The sequence below is a fragment of the Streptomyces sp. NPDC020780 genome (genome assembly GCF_044334475.1).
Taxonomy (GTDB): domain Bacteria; phylum Actinomycetota; class Actinomycetes; order Streptomycetales; family Streptomycetaceae; genus Streptomyces.
In genome coordinates, this window is the sequence record NZ_JBIRTB010000022.1 from 1 (window position 1) to 20022 (window position 20022).

The window sequence follows — 20022 nt, forward strand, 5'->3', positions numbered from 1 at the left end:
ACGTCATCCCCGCAACTACCTGGCCTTTCTCGGCATCGCCGCCGCCCTCTGCTGCTACAAACGACTCGCTCGACTCACCACATAGGACACGGTCTAAGGGAAAGGTCCGCCCCGCGAAGGTCCACACGCCGCAGGTCCGCGCCGCCCAAATCTGCGTCACGCAAATTCGCAGTTAGCAGGCTCGCGCCGCGCAGGTCCGCGCGGCCGAGGTTCGCGCCGCGTAGATCCGCATGCTCCAGGACAGCATTTCGCAGGTCCGCGTCGATTAGGGAGGCGCCGCGCAAGTCCAAGCCGCTGAGGTAAGCGCTGTGAAGGTTCGCCCCCGTCAGGGAAGTATCGCGTAAATCCGCCTCGTCCAGGTTCGCGCGGCCCATGTCCGCGTCGCTCAAATCCGCGCCCCTCATGTTTGCATTGAGCAGCTGTGCTTTGCGCAGGTTCGCCTCGCCCAGGTATGCACCCTGCAGCGTCGCAAGGTCCAGGTCCGCGCCCTCCAGGTTCGCACCGTATAGCCATGCATCGCTCAGGTCCGAGCCGACCAGTTTCGCCCTACCGAGGTCCGCGGAACCCAATGCGGCGCGCCTGAGGTAGCTCCACTGAAGGTCCACGGTGCTTGTTCCGTCGCGCTGTCGGTCTCTGTTGCTCAGGACAACGAGTGCGGCCGCGACATCGTGGGGCGGATCTGACGGGCCGGGCTTGTCATCCTTGGGAAGGGGAGCGTGAGCGCGGACGTACGCCGAGAGCACGTTCATCACGGTGGGCTGATCGCGCTGTGAGTCCTGCATGATGCGTTGCAGGGCGTAGACGCCGCCGAGGCGGACGTCGGGAGAGTCATCGCCAAGGTTTCCGATAGCTGCATTGTACCTGTCAGTAATTTGTCCCTCGCGGGCAATGCCCTGTTCATCCCGGACCTGCGTGATCGATATCCAGGTGAAAGCGGCGACGGCCAGCGTGGCCATCGTGGCGAGCAGCCCGACGGCACGTTCGAGACGCGACCACCAACTGACGGGGGCACCGTCATCTCCACTCGTGGTTGCTTCTACAGTGCGGGATGCACTACTGCCCGCGCTTGTTCGTTCAACGGCTCCTCGCCGCTGCCCGCGTTGTCGCGCTCCCAAGGGGGCGGAGATCCGCCGGAGCGGTGCCCGTCTCCTCCTTTGCAGGACGCGCTGAAGCTGCACTCTGCGGGCCCCTGCTCGGGGCATTCTCCTTGCCACGGCACCATTCGAACCGAAAATCGGTCGCTCGGGTTGAGATTCTCAGAAAAGAGCCAGCCGGATCGGTGACAGGTCCAGCCGCGTGCGTGAAGCGATACACAGCTGGGGCCACCGTTCGAGGTGCACGATCACGCCGCCCTCGGCGGCCGGACCGTCCGCACCGGCCGACTCCCTCACACACTGGCGCACTTCGGCTCGTGCCGTGCGAATCGCGGTGAGCGCCTTCGGCCCTGCCGCCGCAAGGACATCAACCAGCCGGGAGACCGTCGGGTCGGATGCCACCTGGCCGAACTTGTGGGGCTCGGCCCACAGCATGGTGACATCGGCCAGGCAGGTTCCGCCCGGAGCCGTCGCGAGCGCGATATCCGGCAGGACCGTGCCCGGGTCGTGCGCCGTCGGCAGTTTGCGCCACGGCGTCGGGGCCGCCGATATCGCGGTGTCCAGGCCCACCTTGCGGACCGTCTCAACCAACGGCACCGCCCCGGCCTGCGAGACCAACCCACTGCCACCGCCCTCGACACGAGCACGCGGGTACAACCCGACACGCTTGCTCACCTGGAGAGTGCTTCTTTCCGTGCAGCCAACAGGACCCTAGACATGTCCCATCGTTGCAGGTCAGAAGCACTCTCCGGTTATTCGGTCAGGACGTGGAGTGTCAGGCTGGGTGGCTGAGAACGGTCAGCTGGCGTTGCCGATCAGCTTCCAGGGCTCGTGGTCGGCGTCGGCCCCGGTGCCGGGGGCATTGCCCTGCGTCCACCACTTGGCCTTCCAGACCCTGCCGTTGTACTTGACCGTGGTCTGCTCGATCGGCTGGCTGGCCGGGGAGTAGACCTTGGTCGCGTCCCAGTTCCCGGCGCTGCAGCCACCGGCCGGCGGGGTCGCCGTACCGAGTCCCTTGAGGTTGTCGGTCACCGGCGCGTACGCCGTACCGCCGATCGACAGACTCGTGTTCACCGGACCGGTGATCGGGAGGTAGTAGACGATCGGCAAGTCGAGCGACTTCCCGGCCGGGATGATCTGACAGTAGTCCAGCGTCGTACTGATCCGGTGGAGCGTCGTACCGGGTGTCAGTTTCCACTGGCCGCCTTGGGCATCGGTTTGCCAGTTGCCGTCCTTGACCAGCCATGACGTCGAGGCCGGGATGTCGAACGACAGCTTGGTGTCCTTGCCACCGCCGAGCGTGCGCCCGGTGTTGTTGGTGATCCGGACGGTCGGCTGCAACGGCCACAGGTTCGCCGTCGAAGTCGGGTAGTTGACCAACTCGACGCTCACGTTGGCCGTCACTGTCGGCGCGGCACCGATGCTGCCGGTGCGCAGATTGTTGTCGTAGGCCGTGGCATTGCCCAGCTTCTGGTTCAGCCGGGTGGTCAGCGTGTACCCCATCCCGCACGAGGTGTCCGGCTGGACGTCGGCCGGGCAGGCGTAGTCGCCGCCGAGTTCCCACATCATCACGCCGCCCGCACCGGTCGACTTGACCAGATCGGTGACCGCGTCGATGCCCTGCTCGTCCTCGGTCGAAAGGAACACCTTCTTCTCGGCGTTCCACAGCCACGACGTCTTGGTGGTGTCGTCCCAGTACCGGGTGTAGTGGCCCGTGCGCCGGTCGGTGACGTCGGTGTGCGGCTTCAGCCCGACGCTGGGGGCGTAGACCGGGGTGATGTTCTTCTCCAGGTTCTTGGCGTGCCACAGCGGGTTCGTCCCGGAGCCGAGCTCGCTGCCGTTGTTGGTCTCGTCGTGCCAGATGTTGTCGATGCCGAAGGCACCGTCACCGCACGGCCGTTTGATGCCCGTACCCGGCTCGCAGCCGTTCGGCTTGGGCGACGTACCCCACAGGCCGTTGGTGCCGCCGGTAACGTTCTGCCAGCCGCGCGTGTAGTAGGGCACACCGATGTTGACGCGCCCGGCCTGCATCGCGCCGCGCATGTACTTCATCGCCCAGTCGGTGTTGAAGTACCCGATCTTCCCGTTCTCCGGGGTGGCGTACTGGTCGGCCAGTTCGGGGTCCTTGCCGTCATCGAACAGAGCCGCGTTCGGGCCCACGACGTCGTTCCAGGTGCCGTGGTAGTCGTACGCCATCAGGTTGGTGAAGTCCTGGTACTTCAGCGCGGTCTGGTTCGCCATCCCGCGGGCCAGGTAGCCGGAGGCCGACGACGCCGAGGTGAGCAGGTAGTACTTGCCGTCCGCGGCCGAAGCCCGGTTCAGCGAGTCCCGTAGCGCCTTCATCAGCGCGGCGTATGTCGTGGGCAGGCCCTTGCGGCGCGGGTTCGACACCGCCCAGTCGGCCGGATTGCCGGTGTCCTCGAGGACCGTGGGGTACTCGAAGTCGATGTCGACACCGTCGAACCCGTAGGTCCGCAGGAAGTCCACGACCGAGCTCGAGAACGTGTCGATCCCGCCCTGGTTGACCGAGCCGTCGGCGTTGGTGGTCATCGTGTAGAAGCCACCGGAACCGGCCCAGCCACCGACGGATATCAGCGTCTTCACTCGCGGGTGCAGGCGCTTGTACTTCGTCAGCAGGTTGAAGTGCCCCTTGTAGGGCAGCGAGGGATCCATCTCGGCGCCGACCTCGCCGGGCCACTCCTTCTGGGTGGCGTTCGAGTCGACCTTGATCTTGTTGTTCTCCACCGACGCGAACGCGTAGTTGAGGTGGGTCACCTTCGACCACGGGATGTTCTTCACGAGGTAGTGCGGCGTGCCGTCGGCGCCCGTACGGCCACCGTTGAAGTAGCCCACGACCCGGCGGCTGCGGCCCTCGCCGAGCCATTCGCGGCCGTCGCTCTGATAGATCTTGCAGTACGGCGTCGCCACACCCGGAGTGGTCGCCAGACCGTCCGGTCGGCAGTCGCCGGTCGCGGCCGGCCGCGTACCGCCGTCGTCGCCACCGGGGTGCGACTCCATAGGGTCGCCGACACCGCCATTGACACCGAGATCACCGGCGCCGCCGTCGGTGCGGCTGCCGTCGCCGTAGCTCGGCACCAGCCAGCCCTCGATGTCACCGGCACCACTCGCCGCGGCCTCCTGGGCCGCCTTGGCTGCCTTGAGGACGGTCTTCGCCGTCGTAGCCGTAGTCGTAGCCCCGGAGCGGGTCAGGGTGAAGTCCTGGATCCCGTCGCCGTCGAGGTCGGCGAAGGCCCCGGTGGTGCCCTGGAACGGGTCGTCGGCGCGGATCACGCCCAGCGACTTCCAGCCGGAGGTGACGCTCCACGGCGAGCCGGTGTTCTCCCAGGCCCGGACGTCACCGGTGGTGAACTCGACCCGGACCGTGTCGGCCTTGCCGTCACCGGTGATGTCGGCGAAGGCGACCTGCGCGGCGCTTGACTCACCCGGAGTGGCGAAGCCCGAGATCTTGCTCCAGCCGCCCGGAGTCGGCATTTCCTTGCCCTTGTTCTGCCAGGCGGTCGGGAAGCTCATCCGGTCCACCGTGATCAGGTCGTCGCGGTGGTCACCGTCGAGGTCGGTGAAGTACATCTGTGGCGGGTAGCCGAGGTTGTTCGCGACGATCGTCGCGGTGCCCCAACTGATGCTGTTGCCGCTGCTGGTGTTGCGCGACATCCGCATCGCGACGATGCCGGTCGGCGAGTCGGCCGGCGGCAGGATCCGGATGTAGTCGTCCTTGCCGTCACCGTCCAGGTCGGCGAAGTAGACCTCGTCCGAGTTGCTCCCGCGGTCGGCCGGGCTGATGTCGCCCAGTGAGACCGCTTCCTTGGTCGGGTCGTCGTTGCGCCAGCCGGTGACCTTGCCGTCCGTACCGACCACCGCGTAGTCGGCCTTGCCGTCGCCGTTCAGGTCGGGGAAGGCGATCTTCGAGCCGGTCGCGGCGGCGTCCCGGATCTTGCCGATCGGCTTCCAGACGTACGAGCGGCCGCTGATCATGTGCTGCAGGAGCGCGATCCGAGTGCCTGCGGCGAAGGCGTCCGCGATCTTCTTGTAGCCGGTGTCGGTCGGGTAGATCTCGTTGGTGATGTCCTCCGTGGTCACCGCGCCCATGTCGACCAGCACTAGCCGTGCGCCGCCCTGGATCTTGGCGTAGGCCATCGTGCGGAGCGCGCTGTTGTAGGCGTCGATCCGGGCCTGGTACGTCGGGTTCGTCGACAGCGGCAGGGTGCCGAGCAGGACAGTCGTCGTCGGCGAGGTCCGGTAGATCTCGTCCAGGAAGCCCCGCATCTTCCCGGCCGTCGCAGCGCCGTCGGCACCGCCGGTCAGGTCGGCCGTGCCCGCGATCAGGGTCATCATGTTCGGCCGCAGTGTTGTCAGCGCGGGGATCGTCTGGGCCTTGATGTCGTCGATCCCCTTGCCCGCGAACCCCATGTGGTCGGGGTCGCCGCGCTTGCCGTTCTTCTGCTCACCGACGAAATCCGTGCGCTTGAAGATGAGACTGATGAGCGCGCCACCGAACAACGCAGCGACGGTCATGCCCTTCGCCTGGGTGCTCAGTCCGTCCCGGTAGCCGGTCTCGTCGGTGCTGTTCGCACCGACCGTGATCCCGTCACCGACCGGCATCACCCGGAGCTCGTCGATCGGCGGGTCGGCGCTGGGCGACGGGCTGGTCCCGGCCGCGTTGAGCTGGCCTGACTGGACCGGCCGGTGGTCGGAGTTGCCCTCGGACCGGACCGTGACCGGCGGCGTGTGGTCGAAGTGGGTGGTGACGAAGTAGTCCAGCTCACCACCGTGCTGGTGGGTCGCCTGACCCGAGCGGTGGATCCGCATGGTCGGCGGGAAGCTGTCCCGGCCGGCGAGGACCTGCGGGTCGACGTTGAAGTCGCCACCGATCGTCGCGTGGTAGGTGACGCCACGCTGGTTCCCGAGGGCCTCGATCCGGTCGTCGATGGCGTTCAGCATCGTCCCGGAGTCACCACCACCGTTGGACAGGCCGTGCATGGTGAAATACCACTCGTTGCCGAACCGCGCACCGAGCGCGTTCCGGCCGGCGTCGATCGGGTTGCCGACGACGATCAGCTCGTCGGGCGCCTCGCTCAGGACGAGCGCGCTGTTGACCCGGCCGCCGATCCGGCGCGGGTTGGTCGCGTCGTCGCCGGTCTGCAGGAAGTAGACCTCACGGGTCGGGATGGCATTGCGGTAACCGCTGCCGACGATCCAGGTACGGTGCAGCACGGTGAACTGGTGCGTGGCGCCCTGGCTGTCGACCGTGGTGAAGGTCTGGTCAGGCTGTGGGTCGCTGTCCCAAGGCGGGTGCGGGCCGACCTCCTGAAGCATCAGGATCGGTGCCTGCAAGGCCAGCTGCTGGACCGTGTTGGACCACTTGCTGCCGTTCTCGTCGCTGTTACTGGCCCCCTGCATGTTCCAGGAGATCAAGGGCGTGGAGGCCGCAGGGAAATCGGTGGCAGCGGCCGGAACGACAAGTAACGCTGCCAGCCCGGCCATCATCACCGCTGCGGAGATTAATCGGCGGAACAAGAGCTCCCCCCGTTTCTCACATCCAACAGATCGGGCACAACCGAATCGTTGGAAATTGGATAGTGGCCCAACTGTAAGCGCTTGCAGCGTGGGTCTCGGCAAGTTTCCCCTGGCGCAGTCCAATGGCGGGCAGCGCGGATGCGGTTCTCGGCCAGGGCGCCCAGACCGGTTTCCCGCAGGCGGGTGGTGATCCTATTGTGGCGGGCGGTGGTGACCTCGCTGGAGCGTTCCGGCTTCGCCGCCGAGATCCATATCAGCTTGCCCGTCTCGTCGGTCAGGGCGAGGAACAGCAGGCCGTGGGCCTTGTGTTTGCCCGAATAGTTCGGCCTGTTCCTATCCCCGGTGCGTCGGCGGGTGTGGACGAGGGTGCCGTCGAGCAGGACGACGACCCATTCTTCCGGGCGCGGTCCAGGCGCGGGGCACGGGCCGACAGTAACTCGATCACTTCCAGCAGCCAGCGGCGCACGGTGGAGGCGGAGACGTCGTTGCCGCCCGCGATGTCGGAAAGCCGCTGGTCGTGGCGGAGGACTGCCAGGACGATCAGGGCGATCCGGCCGGGTGGGAGCTTGCGCCAGCGGGAGCGGATCTTCTTCAGGTGGCCGCGGACCAGGCCGGCGACCAGGTCCAGGGTGGCGCTCGACAGCGGGCCTCCACCACTGACACCCCAACCCCACCTATTTCCCAGGGCTTGGTCAGTGAGAGGAGGAGAGAAGAGGGTTGTGACAACGCGGCGCGCGGCCGTATCCGCATGGTGACCTGGGCTTTCTTCATCCGGCTCGGTGCCGGGCGCCAAAGTGGGTTCCACAGTGGCCTCCCGGGTGCGCACCGCAGGAGGCCGGGGCGGGTTGCCCGGTGCTGGTCGGGCCCGTGGTCGGGGCGGGCGCGCCGGGCGCCTGCCGTGGGTCGGTGCGTGGTCATCGCGGTGGCTCCTTCGCTTCGGGCCGCCCTGGTGGGTGGGGACTCGAGGGAGCAGCGTGCAACCGACCCCCTTGTCCGCGGTCTGACCGTGGCCGGTAGCGGACCCGGGCAAGACATCTCAGGGGGGTAAGAAGTCAAGCTGGTGGATGGAGCCGAGTTACCAGGGTCGGCCTGCTGCGCCATGGCGGCGTCCAGTTGCGCGATCGACCGGGGTGAAGACGGTCAAGGCGACCGTCGACGCGGCCCCCGTGGCTAGGGCATCCGCCACATACCGGCCCAGGCCCGGCCGTAGAATGAGCCTTTTCCAACCTGACGGTGCTGGTCGCGTGTTGGACAGCTCTGCAGAACAGCGAAGCTCCTGGTAGACGGGTGGTGTGCCCGAGGCCGCGGCGACGGTCCTGCGTACGGCACGCGAGCTGCTGGGCCAGTCGTACTACTGCTACGAGTTCTCCACCGTGGCGGTCATGCACTCCCTGATCGCTGTGGAGATCGTGCTGCGCGACCGCATCCCGGACGCGGGCAAGAAGCCGCTGCACCAGCTCATCAAGCAGGGCGCCGACGCGGGCCTCCTCACGGCCCGGCAGGCGGAGTACCTTGATGACGGGCGTAAGATCCGCAACCGCCTGGTGCACGGCCACACCGCGCACGCGGTGATGCCGCCGGCCATGTCGGTGCCGATGGTGACGACCTCGTTCGCGATCGTCTCCGAGCTCTGCGCGGCGACACTTCGCGCCTGACCTGTCGCAACGAAGTTAGTCGGGTGGGTCCTGCTGACCTGCGCGGACTGTGTTCGGTGAGACAGATGCTGCCAGGGTTCCTGGTGGATCTCGTCTGACAACGCTGCGCGGTGGCGACGTCCTTCATTGCTCGCTGCCGATATGACGCGCTTCGAGCCATGCTGCCTCGAACTCGGCTGGGCGGATTCCCATCTCCGCGCGCGCTGTCCTCTGACATCGACGTTGGATTGTTCGCCACCGAAGTCGGACTGGTTGGCTCTGTTCACGAGATCGGGCTCTGGCACAACTTCTGGGGAGCAGCGGCCGAACATCTGTGCCGGGGCACGGCCGGCGCCGGTGGTTCGGCGCCTGCCCATGGACTCGGCCCTGACCTGCGCCGCTTCCAACTCCTTCGCCGCCCGGCTGAGTACGCGTACTCAGGTGCTGGCTGCCGGACTCCTCCATGCTGGGGCGCGAACGCCGGACCGTCTCGGGGGACATACGCATGGACCACGCCCTACAGCTGCGCACTGCCACGCCTCGGGATCACGACTGGATCCACGAACTGCGCCACCGCGTGTACGCGGAGGAGCTCGGTCAGCATCCGGTGGATCCGTCGGGAAGGCTGAGTGACGGACTCGACGGCGACAACATCTATCTCGTGGCCGCGCGCGGCGAGACACGGATCGGCTTCGTCAGCCTCACTCCGCCGTGGGTCGGCCGTTACTCCCTCGACAAGTACCTGACGCGCGAGGAGCTGCCGGTCCTGACCGAGGAGGCGCCGTTCGAGGTCCGCGTCCTGACCGTCGAGGAACACTGGCGGTCCACCGCGGTGGCGCCACTCCTCATGTACGCGGCGCTGCGCTGGGTCGCGGCGCGGGGCGGCCGCCGAGTGGTGGCGATGGGACGCACGGAACTGCTCAACATGTACCTCGCCGCCGGGCTGCGGCCGGTGGGGCGCACGGTCCGCTCGGGCGCGATCTCGTTCGAGGTCCTCAGCGGCTCCGTGGCCGAGCTGACGAGGACGGTCGCGGAGCGGCACGGCCGGGTCCTTGAGCGGCTGAGGACGGGCCTCGACTGGCGGCTCGACGTGCCCTTCACGCCGCGTGCGGACGGCTGTGAGCACGGCGGGGCGTTCTTCTCGGCGATCGGCCCGGACTTCCGGACCCTGCCCCGCCGTCACGAGGTGGTCGCGGCGGATGTGCTGGACGCCTGGTTCCCACCGTCCCCAGGCGTCCGCGCGGTCCTCTCGGAGGATCCGGGGTGGGCGGCCCGGACCTCGCCACCGACGGGCGCGGAGGGACTGCTCGCGGAGATCGCCGCGGTCCGTGGGCTCCCGGCGGAGTCGCTGGTCGTCGGGGCGGGCTCGTCCGATCTGATCTTCCGCGCGTTCGGCCGGTGGCTGACGCCGGGGAGCCGGGTGCTCCTGCTCGATCCCGGCTATGGGGAGTACGCCCATGTCACCGAGCGGGTGATCGGCTGCCGGGTCGACCGGCTCCAGCTGCGCCGGGAGGACGGCTGGCTGCTCGACCCGGCCCTGCTCGCCACCGCGACCGGCGATGGACGGTACGACCTCGTGGTGGTGGTCAATCCGAACAACCCGACCGGCCGCCACGCCCCGGCCGACGCGCTGCGCGCGGTGATCGAAGCCTCGCCCGTGCGGACCCGGTGGTGGATCGACGAGGCGTACCTGGGGTATGTCAATCCGGGGGACTCGCTCGCCGGGCTCGCCGCGGTCGACGCCCGGGTCGTGGTCTGCACCTCGCTGTCGAAGATGTACGCGCTGTCGGGGATGCGGGCCGCGTACCTGGTGGCTGGTCCGGAGACGGCCGGGGATCTGCGGCGCTGGACGCCGCCGTGGCCCGTGAGCCTGCCGGCCCAGCTGGCTGCCGTGACAGCGCTGCGCGACCCCGCATACTACGCGGAGCGCTGGGCCCGCACCCATGTGCTGCGCCGGGGGCTGGCGTACGACCTCGAGGAGTTGGACGGGTTCTCCTCGGTCGACGAGGGGGTGGCGAACTTCCTCACGGTGACCCTGCCGCCGGACGGACCGAGCGCGGCACGGCTGGTACGCGAGTGCCGGCGGCATGACGTGTTCCTGCGTGACCTGTCGCCGATGTCCCCGGCGTACGAGGGGCGGACCGTCCGGATCGCCGTGCGCGACACGGCGGAGAACGCGAGAATCGTGGCGGCGTGCCAGAGCGCCCTGGACGCGCTGCGCACGCCGGCCGCAGTGGTGTCGGCCGCGCCGGGACGGGCCTCCCGGTGACGACGGTCGCCGGTCTCGTACCGTACCTCGGCGGGGCACTGGCGGTCGGAGGCGTCACCGTGGCGGCGACCCGGCGCCGTGAACTGATGGTCCGCTGGTGCGTGTGGGCGCTCGGAGTGCCCCTCGTGACCGCCGCTTTCTGGCTCGGTCCACCAGGGATCGCGGTGCTCGTGGCTGTGGTCGGTGTGGTCGCCGTGGCGGAGTTCGGCGGGCTGCTCCTGCTCGGTCCGGTGGACCGGGCAGTGCTGGGCGCGGCGATCGTCGGACTCGTCCTCACCGCCTGGCTGGCCCCCGGGGAGGTGCTCCGGGTGGCGGCGACCGGGGCGCTTGCCATCGCCGGGGTGCCGTTGCTTTCGGGCGACGCGGAGCACGGGCTCCGCCGCCTGGGGGCAGGCCTGCTGGGGCTCGTGTGGCTGGGCGCCCTGGCCGGCCTCGTATCGTCCGGCGCCCTCGGCCTCGTCCTGTTCGTGGCCGTGTCGATCGCCGACATCGTCGCGTACGCGGCGGGTCGCCGAATCGGCGGCCCCCGGCTCTCCGTGCTGTCGCCCGCCAAGCGGTGGAGCGGCACGCTGGCTGGGGCCGCGGCCGGTCTCCTCACACTGGCCGTGCTGTCCTCCCTGACGTGGCAGACGGCGGTGGCCGTGGCGGTCGGCGGCCCGCTCGGGGACCTGCTGGAGTCGATGGTCAAGCGGGGCGCCGGCGCCAAGGACGCCGGCCGGTGGCTGCCCGGCTCCGGCGGCATCCTCGACCGGATCGACTCCCTCCTCGTCGCTCTGGCGGTGCTGTTGGTGCTGAAGTGAGCCACGGGGTGGTGGCTTCGTAAGCGGCAAGCGCCTTTGGCCCTACTTCTGTGACTCGGCCACTCGGAGTGACAGCCAGGCCCCTTCGAGACGAAGAGGTCGTGCTCCAGCTGAAGGAGTTGTTGTTCCCGTCGATCGTGGACGTGAGCATCGAGATGGTGCGCGTTGATGCGCAATGCATCGCGGACGGCGCCGTGTGCCCGGTCTGCGGAGTTTGGTCGAACCGGGTTCACGGTTCCTGCCTGCGGTTTCCACAGATGTGCCGAGCGGTGGCCGAAGCGTTGTCCTCCGGCTGAAGGTCCGTCGGTTCACCTGCGGGAACTCGGGCTGCGCACGCCGTACCTTCGTCGAGCAGATACCCGGCCTGACACGCGGGCAAGGCGGGCTGCCCTAGCCCAAGGCGGGCTACCCTAGCCCAAGGCGGCCACATCCAGGCCGTGATCGGCCCGGGCCATGTCACAGATGACCTTGCGATGACAGCGGTCCTCGGCCTGCTCGAAACACGGTGATGCTGTCGATCGCTTTCATGGCCGTCTTCCGGGACACACTGACCGGCTACCTCATGATCAAACCCAGTGTGAACAGGGAGAACGAAGCCAACGAGGAGTACGACGCCAACAAGGTGCCGTTCACGGTGTCCGTGCGGCCCGAGGAAGACGAGCCCGAGGCATGGGCCGTGGTTCTCGACCGGGCACTGACGCCCGAAGAGAAGCAGAAACTGGTAGCCGTCGAGAACGACCGCTCGGGCGCCTTCTCATACCTGAAGAAACTGGGCGGTCGCCCGCTCGCCTCCGTGGCCACGCTGGAGAACGCCCCCAAGCGGTACACGGATCAGCTGGTGTCAAGCACCCTCGGAGGGTACGCCGACGTGTTCCAGATGAACGTGATGAGCACCCGGTCCACCTCGGTGGTCATCAACGGCTGGCAGGTCACCGACGTTACCTGCCGGAACATGACCGGGTACACCGTCGTCGTGCTTCCGGAGCAGGGCGGAACAACCTACGAAGGTCTACAGCTCCATATTCCGCCCCTCGTCGGCGAACCGGTGCTGACCGATGAGACCGATGGACAAGGCGAGTCCTACTTCAGCACCCATTACATCGAGGTCGGAGGCGGCCAGTCCTCAGGCGGTCTCAAGGTGAACGCGATCGCCCCATGGGGGAAGTCGTGCCAGTGGGGCATCAACGTCCGCTACACCGACCCCTACCAGACCGCACGCTGGGTCCAACTGAAGGACGGCAACGGCAAGCCCCTGCGTATACGCACCGACTCCTTACCCGCGGACGCCCGACAGACGTGGGGTTTCATTGTCCAGCCATGGAGACTGTGCGATCGATCGGGAAAATGCATTGTGCATCCAAGGACGTAGTTTGGCTGCCCGCGCCGGGCCTCAGCTGTTCCTTCACGGTGGTAGACGCACTCCTGGAACACTACGCCCGCCCCGGCGTCGACGCGGTCGCCCGACGCCCCGGACGCGACCCCGCCGCCCGCCAGAAGCACCGACGCCTCCAAGAGCAACTACTGGCGGCTTCTGGGCTCACCTCGGCGATCCCCCCGATAGCCAGGGCATGCGCTCGCGTTCATCTATCGACCGCAACCTGAACCTGCTCGGCCGCTACAGCTTCACCGCCTCCCCCCCTGTCGCCGGCGCCCTGCGCCCGCTGCGCGACCCCGACACGCCCGAGCTGGACGAGGACGACGACGGGAGCAGCCAGGAGTGACGAGCAGGACCTGGCCGACGGCGCACGGCGCGCGGCCTCCGACTCAAAGTGCCTGCGGGGCGCCGTGTTGCAGGCCGTCGAAGAGGAGGGCGGTGATCTGCCGGGCCTCTACCAGCCAGCCCTCCGTGGCGCGCATTCCGCAGATGCCGCCCAGGGCACGCAGCAGAGTGGGCCCTGTGACGTCGTCGCGGACGGTGCCAGCCGCGCTGCCGGCTTCGAGCAGTAGAGAGAGGGCGCCGGCCATCCGCGTACGGGCGTCGTCGAAGACCGGTGAGTCCGTCGCCATGATGCTTTCCAGCACACCGGACATCCCCTTGCCCACCGCCGCGTGGTCCACGAGCAGCAGCAGGAAGCGCCGCAGCGCCTCCTCCGGAGCGTGTTGGTCCAGCAGGACGCCGGGCGCGGTGCACAGGTCGTCGACCTCTTTGCGGTAGACCTCCTCGATCAGAGCGTCGCGGGTTTCGAAGTGGCGGTAGAGCGTTCCGACGGCGACGCCGGCGCTGCGGGCGATGTCCTCGACGTGCGCGTCGGTGTCGCCGCCGAGGAACGCCTGGCGGGCCGCAGACAGCAGTGCCTCGCGGTTGCGTCGCGCGTCGGCGCGCAGCGGGCGTGATGCCGACAAGAAAACCTCCATAAGGTGAGTCTGGTTCCGTTTGTGTGTACCGTTTCCGGAGTCAGGTTCATCTTACGGAGGAGAAACCCCATGGCCATCACGGACAACAGCCTCGACGGCCTTCGAGTACTGGTCACCGGCGGCAGCCGGGGCCTGGGCGCGGCGACCGTGCGCCGCTTCGTCGCCGCGGGCGCGACCGTGCTGACGGCCTCCCGCAGCCGGCCCGAGAAGGACAGCGGTGCCACATTCCTTGCGGCAGACCTCTCCACGCAGCAGGGTGTGGCCGAACTCGGCCGCCGGGTCGTCGACCAGGTGGGCGGTGTGGACGTGCTCGTGAACAACGCGGGCGCGGCGAGCGCCCCGGCGCCGACCCTGAGCCGGTCGGACGAATCCTGGCAGGCGGACCTGGAGATGAACCTCCTCAGCGCCGTGCGCCTGGACCGGGCCTTGGTGCCGGGAATGGTTGAGCGGGGCTCCGGCGTCGTCGTGCACGTCTCCTCGATCGCCAGCCAACTGCCTCAGCGCACCGAGGCGTCCTACGCCGCCGCTAAGGCGGCGCTCAACACCTACAGCCGTGAACTGGCAACCGAGGTCGGTGAGCATGGCGTGCGCGTGGTCTGCGTCCTTCCCGGCTTCGTCGTCACCGACGGCGCCACCGCCCATCTGAAGCGCATGGCCGAGAAGCAGGGCATGACCACTGAAGAGGTCACCCGGCGGATCGTGGACCACCTGAACGTCCCCATGGGCCGCCCCGGAGATCCCGAGGATGTCGCCGAGATGATCGCCTTCCTCGCCTCCGACCGCGCGAAATGGCTCACCGGAGCGCAGTTCCGCGTCGACGGCGGCATCATCCCGACCGTCTGAGCAACCACCGACAGCACGAACAGGACACCCCATGCCCATCACCCTGGCCTCCGTGATCATCGACGCCGCCGACATCGAGAAGGAAAGCTCCTTCTGGCACCGGCTGCTCGGCGGCTCCCTCACCCCCACGCCGACGCACCACTTCGTTCAGGCTCCCGGCCTCCCGGTGATCGTGGTCCAGTCCGCCCCCGGACACACCGCCCCGAACTGGCCGGACGGCACCTCCCAGCAGATGCACCTCGACTTCGGCGTCGACGACCTCGCAACCGCCGACCGCACGGCCACCGACGCCGGCGCCACCCGACTGCGCCCCACCGACGAGATCACCCCGGAAACCCGCACCGGTAGCCGCGTCTACGCCAGCCCGGCCGGACACCCTTTCTGCCTGCGTACGGCCTGAGCCGGTCGCCGTCCACTGAGCCGCGCGTGTCGTCAAACGATGGCACCCTCAAGTGATCAACGCACCACCCACGGGTGATCATGTGATCGTGGAGGCACAGGTGCGTGACTACGGGTTTTCGCCAGCTCAGGAGGATGAGATCTGGAGACGCTGGCGCGAGGGGCAGTCGTTCAGCTTGATCGGGCGGGCGCTCGGGGCACCGATGTACAGCGCCCGCCGGTTCCTGTGCCAGAGCGGCGGCGTCCGCCTCGCTCCGCAAGCGCGGTCAGAGCGGCATTTGAATGGCCGCGAGAGGGAGGAGATCTCTCGCGGCATCGCGGCGGGAGAATCGGCCCGGCAGCTGGCCAAGCGGCTGGGCCGATCTCCTTCGACCGTCTCCCGTGAGATCGCCCGCAACGGCGGCCGAGACCGTTACCGAGCCGCCACCGCCGATGCAGCCGCCTACGGACGCGGGGGTCGGCCCAAGCTACCAGGGGTATGCCGGTGCCGTCGGTCAACTGCGAGCTTTTCAGACCGAGTTTGGCACGGTCAACCGGGCTCTTCCCGGCGCATTCACCGCCGGAGGGCGCCTTGGTGATGCAGCCGTCGGCGCTCAGGCGGTCGAGTTCGAGGCCGATCATGCGGTCGTAGGCGGCGAGCGCGAGCAGCCGCAGGCTCTCCATCACGCCTTCGGAGATCCACTCGTCGCGGCGTCGGCGCAAGGTGGTGGCCGAGCAGTGTTCGTAGGCGGCGCGTTCGTATCCGCAGCCGAGGACCAGGACCTGCACCAGCCGGTCGAAGACGACGGCGTCGCTGATCCGGGGGTTGTGACAGCCCAGCGGGTGCCGGTCCTCGCGCACGGGCACGAGCGCGAGGAACTGGTCGCGGATCGGGTCGAGAATGCATGATGGGACGGCAGGCACGGATCCCTCGGTGATCATGAAGCGTAGAGAACTCCATGATCGGGTGAACCGTGCCTGCCCTGCTGCCAGCACCTACTGCCGGACGCTCGTACAATCGCGCGGAGTGCGAAGCACCCGGCCGAGATTCCGGCACCGGCGTGAGGGAGGGGTCAGGATGTGCGGTTCGAAGAAGAAGCTCACCATCAACATGTTCAGTTCGCAGAAGAAGCTCAACGATGTGATGGCGCAGCTCAGGCCCGACCTGAGTCGGGAATCGCTCGGTGTCGGGCCCGACTTCCCGGGCGTCGCCCCGAACCCGCTCCTGAGCAGTGATGCACGGCAGCGCAATGCGGAACTGCGTACGGGGGCGCTTGCGCTCGGCGTTCTCGTCGACTGGCGGGAGATCAACAGCAACCCGCGGGTGGTCTTGATGTTCGACGTGGAGACCGCCGGCGGCCGCTCGTTCCGCGGTATCGCAGACGAAGACCTCACGATCACCGAGCTCACCCGACTCGCCCCAGGACAGACGTTGCCCGTGCGCTACCGGCCAGCCGTCAGGGACCACTACGTCGCCCTTGCCCGGGACGCGGACCCCGCCCACGTGCAGCGGCTCTCCGAGGAGATCGCGAGCCGCAAGCGGACCTGACCCGAAGCCATTGGCCGGATCCCTGCACCGTCATCACGGTCCGCTGCCTGATCTGACGCGCCTGGACCCTCTACCGCTGGAACACCCGCCCTCGAAACCCACGCATCAGATGACCTACTGGCGGACGCCCTAAGAGGTCCTAACAGAAGCCTCAGATGATGTGACTGTCGGCTTGGTTGCTCGTTGGGTTGTTCGTGGGGAAGAGAGAGTCACGTCCGTGGATCGTCTCGGACGAACTGTGGTCCCTGGTAGAGCCGTTGTTGCCTGTTCCGGCACCGAAGCTGGTGTCCGGTCGGCCGAGAGTTCCTGACCGTCAAGCGCTCTGCGGGATCCTGTTTGTGCTGCATACCGGGATCCAGTGGGAGTATCTACCGCAGGAGCTGGGCTTCGGTTCAGGCATGACGTGCTGGCGCCGGCTCGCTGCCTGGAATGAGGCCGGCGTCTGGGACCGGCTCCACGTCGTGCTGCTGGCCAGGCTGCGAGCGGCGAAACAGCTCGACTGGTCGCGGGCGGTGATCGACTCCCCCCACGTCCGGGCCGCTCGGCGCGGCCCAAGAGCGGCACCAGTCCGGTCGACCGCGCGCGGCCGGGCAGCAAGCATCACATCCTGGTCGATGGCCAGGGCATCCCCCTCGCGGTGTCCCTGACCGGCGGAAACCGCAACGACGTCACCCAGCTGATGCCCCTGCTCGCCAAGATCCCGTCGGTCCCAGGACTCGTGGGACGGCCACGTCGACGGCCCGACGTCCTGCTCGGCGACCGCGGCTATGACCACGACAAGTACCGCCGCCTGGTCCGGGCTCAGGGCATCAAGCCGGTCATCGCCCGCCGCGGAGTAGCGCACGGCTCCGGCCTCGGTGTTCATCGCTGGGTTGTCGAGCACACGATCGCCTGGTTCCACGGCTTCCGACGACTCCGCGTCCGGTGGGAAAGACGCGACGACATACACGAAGCCTTCCTCGGCCTCGCGACCTGCCTCATCACCCACCGCCACGTCCAACGCCTTTGTTAGGACCTCTTAGCCGAGAACCAGATCGCCGCCCTGTGGCGCCTGGAGGTCGGACTCCGGGAGAAAACGTGTTGGAAGATGCTCTACGAATCGGCGGCGAGAGCCGATGAGGTGCTGTGCCTGAACGTAGAAGACCTGTACCCGGGCGACAAGCGGGCCGAACCCTGGCCAAGGGCGGGGCGACCGAGTGGATTCACTGGCAGTCCGGCACCGCCCAGCTCCTGCCCCGCCTGATCGCGGGCCGCACCCGCGGCCCGCTGTTCCTCACCGGACGCAAAGCTCCGGCCGGGACACCGACGCCGGACGTGTGCCCGGAGACCGGCCGGGGTCGGCTCTCCTACCGCCGGGCTGAGGAGATCTCGAGGAGAACACCCGACTGCTGGCCAACCCCTCGCCTCACCCGAGGACATCGAGGACCAGGACGGCTTCACGCTGCACCAACTCCGCCCCAGCGCCTTGACGCACGACGCCGAGGGCGGCACCTCCACCCCGATACTGCTGGCCCGCTCCCGCCACGCCTCCGTCCGCTCCCTGGAGCGATACGCCCGCCCCGGCGTCGACGCCGTCGCCCGACACGTCGCCGAGCGAGACCCGGCCGCCCGCCGCAAAGGTTGAGCCTCCGGAACCTACTGGCGGGTTACTTGTTCCCTGGTGTCCGAGCTAGGACTACCGGGCCGAACAAGACGCTCTTCGACTCTCACTACCATCGACACCGAACCGAGAGATCGCACCTTGCTTCCTCACGCGTCGTCAAAGGCCTCGCGCAAGCGCTCGTACGCCAGCTTCGGCCGCAGGGCCGCGTCCCACGGCAGGGAATCGGCCGTGCGCGGAGGATAGGTCTTGGTGTCGGCGGTGGAACCGTACCGGTCGGTGAATCCCCATGTGGAGAACGATGTGCAGTTCGGCTCCTCCAGGCAGACCCGCAGTTTGCCCGCCATCTCATCAGCCTGGGTCTGCTGCCCGTCCTCCTCGTCCTCACCTACGGGGACGTCCATCTCCGACACCCGCGCCTGAACCCCGAGCTCCGCCAGATCCCGCACATGGCTGCGGAAGGTCTCCGGGTCGATGCGGTCGCCGGGTGCGTACTCATGGTTCTGGAAACCCACGCCGTCGATCGGTACGCCGCGTTCCTTGAGCCGCGTGACCAGATCGTAAAGGGCGTCCCACCGCTCGCCTTCCTCCTCGGCCCCGTACTCGTTGAGGAACAGCCGTGCCTTCGGATCGGCCCGGTGGGCGGCCCTGAACGCCTCGTCGATGTACTCCTCACCCATGGCCTCGAACCACGGGCTCTGCTCGGAGCGCAGACCGAGATCCCCGTTGGTGTAGCTCTTCTCGTCGTCGGACATGGGCTCGTTGACCACATCCCATTCCGCGACCTTTCCCTTGAAGTGCCCGGCGACCATGGCGATGTGCCGGAGCATGGTCCGGCGCACCTCCTCGGGGTCGTCGTTCTCCCGCATCCAGTCGGGCAGAGCCTCGTGCCAGACGAGGGTGTGCGCGTGCACCTTCATGTTGTTCGCGCGGGCGAAGCGTACGAGTAGGTCCGCGTCGCGGAAGTCGTAGACGCCCCGGCGTGGGTGGACAAACTGTGGCTTGAACGCGTTCTCCGGAGTGAGCATGGAGAACTGGCTCCCCGCGAGCGCCCGGTAGCGTGAGTCGGTGAGCAGCGGGTTCTCGGCCAGGGCGGTGCCGACGTCGAACGGCCGCCCCACGTCTGCGGCCCGCGCACGCAGCGAGTCGCCGGACTGCTCCTGGCGTAGCTGCGGCGCCTTGATCACGCGGAGCGAGTCACCGCTCTCCGCCCGCGCGGTCAGCTGCGTCAGACGCCATCCCTCGCGGCGCTCGTCTTCGCCCGCGTCCGCCTCCAGACCGAACCAGACAGTGCCCTCGGCGAACACCCCCGGGTCCGGCACGGTTCCCAGCCGCCGCCCGTCGGCTTTCACGCGGATGGTGTCACCGATGCTCGACACCGCGAGCGTCACCGTCCCGGAGCAGCCGCAGTCGAATTCCTTGGAGGTGGCTGGCTCATCGCCCTCGCCGTCCCATATCTGTACCTTCACGTGTCCGTCAGCGGTCACGCCGACGCGGAGTGAGGGCCGCTCCTGCCGCCACTCGTCGTAGATGACCGGTACACGTCCGTACAGCCGCAGCCATGAGTCGCCGTCATCGTCATCCACACCGGACATGCGCGCGGTGACGGTGAAGTCGCCATCGGACCTGAGATGAGGGCCGGCCAGGTTCAGCGGGGGGTTGGGCTGGCCGCCGGAGGCGTCCTGCTCCACGATGTGCCGATCCAATGCGCTGACCCGCAGGACGTCGTTCCGCGCGGTGGTACCCGGCATCTGCGTCCAGTCGTGGTTCCGCAGCAGGTCTTCGTCGTTTCCGTCGCCCGCGCCTTCGCCCTGCCCCGTACACCCGGCCGCCACCGCCATGACGAGCACCACGGCGGTCAGTCGCTGCCACGTCCCCCCACCAAGGCCCACGGTCCCTCCCACTCTCTTGTTCGAGACGAGATCAACATCTCGAAACCGGGCCCCAGTTCATCACACGTGAGGT

Annotated in this window: 16 protein-coding genes and 3 pseudogenes; 12 read left to right on the plus strand and 7 right to left on the minus strand. The window is 68.1% G+C overall.

Annotated features, from left to right (window positions below; all coding sequences use genetic code 11):
- Window positions 1–74: 74 nt before the first annotated feature.
- From ACH4VO_RS29975 to ACH4VO_RS29990, 4 genes and pseudogenes are all read right to left on the minus strand, one after another.
- Window positions 75–956, minus strand: coding sequence for a pentapeptide repeat-containing protein (locus ACH4VO_RS29975; protein ID WP_360996448.1), 882 nt, complete (start codon window positions 954–956; stop codon window positions 75–77).
- Window positions 957–1328: 372 nt separating this feature from the next.
- Window positions 1329–1769 (minus strand): annotated as a pseudogene (locus tag ACH4VO_RS29980) (transposase); the annotation flags it as partial.
- A 123-nt stretch (window positions 1770–1892) separates the two neighbouring features.
- The gene (locus tag ACH4VO_RS29985) at window positions 1893–6512 is read right to left on the minus strand and encodes a glycosyl hydrolase family 18 protein (protein WP_360996445.1); all 4620 of its coding nucleotides are present in this window, start codon (window positions 6510–6512) and stop codon (window positions 1893–1895) included.
- 391 nt (window positions 6513–6903) lie between these two features.
- Entirely contained in the window at window positions 6904–7434 is a 531-nt protein-coding gene (locus ACH4VO_RS29990; protein ID WP_360996442.1) for a hypothetical protein, read from the minus strand.
- Between the two features lie 487 nt (window positions 7435–7921).
- Here ACH4VO_RS29990 and ACH4VO_RS29995 point away from each other — a divergent pair, with 487 nt between their 5' ends.
- The 6 genes from ACH4VO_RS29995 to ACH4VO_RS30020 all read left to right on the plus strand — a co-directional run bounded on the left by ACH4VO_RS29995 (window position 7922) and on the right by ACH4VO_RS30020 (window position 13053).
- Complete coding sequence (locus ACH4VO_RS29995; protein ID WP_360996439.1) at window positions 7922–8284, plus strand: hypothetical protein; 363 nt, start codon at window positions 7922–7924, stop codon at window positions 8282–8284.
- Window positions 8285–8768: 484 nt separating this feature from the next.
- Window positions 8769–10532 (plus strand): histidinol-phosphate transaminase, encoded by a 1764-nt coding sequence (locus ACH4VO_RS30000; protein WP_360996436.1) that lies wholly within the window; start codon window positions 8769–8771, stop codon window positions 10530–10532.
- Complete coding sequence (locus ACH4VO_RS30005; protein ID WP_360996433.1) at window positions 10529–11332, plus strand: phosphatidate cytidylyltransferase; 804 nt, start codon at window positions 10529–10531, stop codon at window positions 11330–11332. The genes ACH4VO_RS30000 and ACH4VO_RS30005 overlap by 4 nt, the downstream gene beginning before the upstream one ends.
- Before the next feature lie 101 nt (window positions 11333–11433).
- The gene (locus tag ACH4VO_RS30010; protein WP_360996430.1) at window positions 11434–11628 is read left to right on the plus strand and encodes a hypothetical protein; all 195 of its coding nucleotides are present in this window, start codon (window positions 11434–11436) and stop codon (window positions 11626–11628) included.
- 212 nt (window positions 11629–11840) lie between these two features.
- On the plus strand, window positions 11841–12701 hold the full coding sequence (locus ACH4VO_RS30015) for a hypothetical protein (RefSeq protein WP_360996427.1): 861 nt from the start codon (window positions 11841–11843) through the stop codon (window positions 12699–12701).
- 199 nt (window positions 12702–12900) lie between these two features.
- Window positions 12901–13053, plus strand: a complete 153-nt coding sequence (locus tag ACH4VO_RS30020) for a hypothetical protein (protein WP_360996424.1) — start codon at window positions 12901–12903, stop codon at window positions 13051–13053.
- 43 nt (window positions 13054–13096) lie between these two features.
- Here ACH4VO_RS30020 and ACH4VO_RS30025 read toward each other — a convergent pair whose 3' ends face one another.
- The gene (locus ACH4VO_RS30025; RefSeq protein WP_360996421.1) at window positions 13097–13675 is read right to left on the minus strand and encodes a helix-turn-helix domain-containing protein; all 579 of its coding nucleotides are present in this window, start codon (window positions 13673–13675) and stop codon (window positions 13097–13099) included.
- A gap of 81 nt (window positions 13676–13756) precedes the next feature.
- Here ACH4VO_RS30025 and ACH4VO_RS30030 point away from each other — a divergent pair, with 81 nt between their 5' ends.
- The 3 genes and pseudogenes from ACH4VO_RS30030 to ACH4VO_RS30040 all read left to right on the plus strand — a co-directional run.
- On the plus strand, window positions 13757–14530 hold the full coding sequence (locus ACH4VO_RS30030; protein WP_360996418.1) for an oxidoreductase: 774 nt from the start codon (window positions 13757–13759) through the stop codon (window positions 14528–14530).
- 31 nt (window positions 14531–14561) lie between these two features.
- Window positions 14562–14930 (plus strand): VOC family protein, encoded by a 369-nt coding sequence (locus ACH4VO_RS30035; RefSeq protein WP_360996415.1) that lies wholly within the window; start codon window positions 14562–14564, stop codon window positions 14928–14930.
- Window positions 14931–15132: 202 nt separating this feature from the next.
- Window positions 15133–15279 (plus strand): annotated as a pseudogene (locus ACH4VO_RS30040) (IS30 family transposase); the annotation flags it as partial.
- 103 nt (window positions 15280–15382) lie between these two features.
- Here ACH4VO_RS30040 and ACH4VO_RS30045 read toward each other — a convergent pair.
- Window positions 15383–15832, minus strand: a pseudogene (locus tag ACH4VO_RS30045) (IS5/IS1182 family transposase); the annotation flags it as partial.
- Between the two features lie 154 nt (window positions 15833–15986).
- Here ACH4VO_RS30045 and ACH4VO_RS30050 point away from each other — a divergent pair.
- The 3 genes from ACH4VO_RS30050 (at window position 15987) to ACH4VO_RS30060 (ending at window position 18081) form a co-directional block, all read left to right on the plus strand.
- The gene (locus ACH4VO_RS30050) at window positions 15987–16457 is read left to right on the plus strand and encodes a hypothetical protein (protein WP_360996412.1); all 471 of its coding nucleotides are present in this window, start codon (window positions 15987–15989) and stop codon (window positions 16455–16457) included.
- 221 nt (window positions 16458–16678) lie between these two features.
- A protein-coding gene (locus ACH4VO_RS30055) for an IS5 family transposase (RefSeq protein ID WP_398441742.1) occupies window positions 16679–17469 on the plus strand; the annotation gives its coding sequence in 2 pieces (ribosomal slippage) (window positions 16679–17009 and window positions 17009–17469; 792 coding nt in all).
- 453 nt (window positions 17470–17922) lie between these two features.
- On the plus strand, window positions 17923–18081 hold the full coding sequence (locus ACH4VO_RS30060; protein ID WP_360996409.1) for a PmrA: 159 nt from the start codon (window positions 17923–17925) through the stop codon (window positions 18079–18081).
- Between the two features lie 125 nt (window positions 18082–18206).
- Here ACH4VO_RS30060 and ACH4VO_RS30065 read toward each other — a convergent pair whose 3' ends face one another.
- Window positions 18207–19949 carry an endo-1,4-beta-xylanase gene (locus ACH4VO_RS30065; RefSeq protein WP_360996406.1) on the minus strand — a complete coding sequence of 581 codons (1743 nt, stop codon included), beginning with the start codon at window positions 19947–19949 and terminating at the stop codon, window positions 18207–18209.
- Between the last annotated feature and the right edge of the window lie 73 nt (window positions 19950–20022).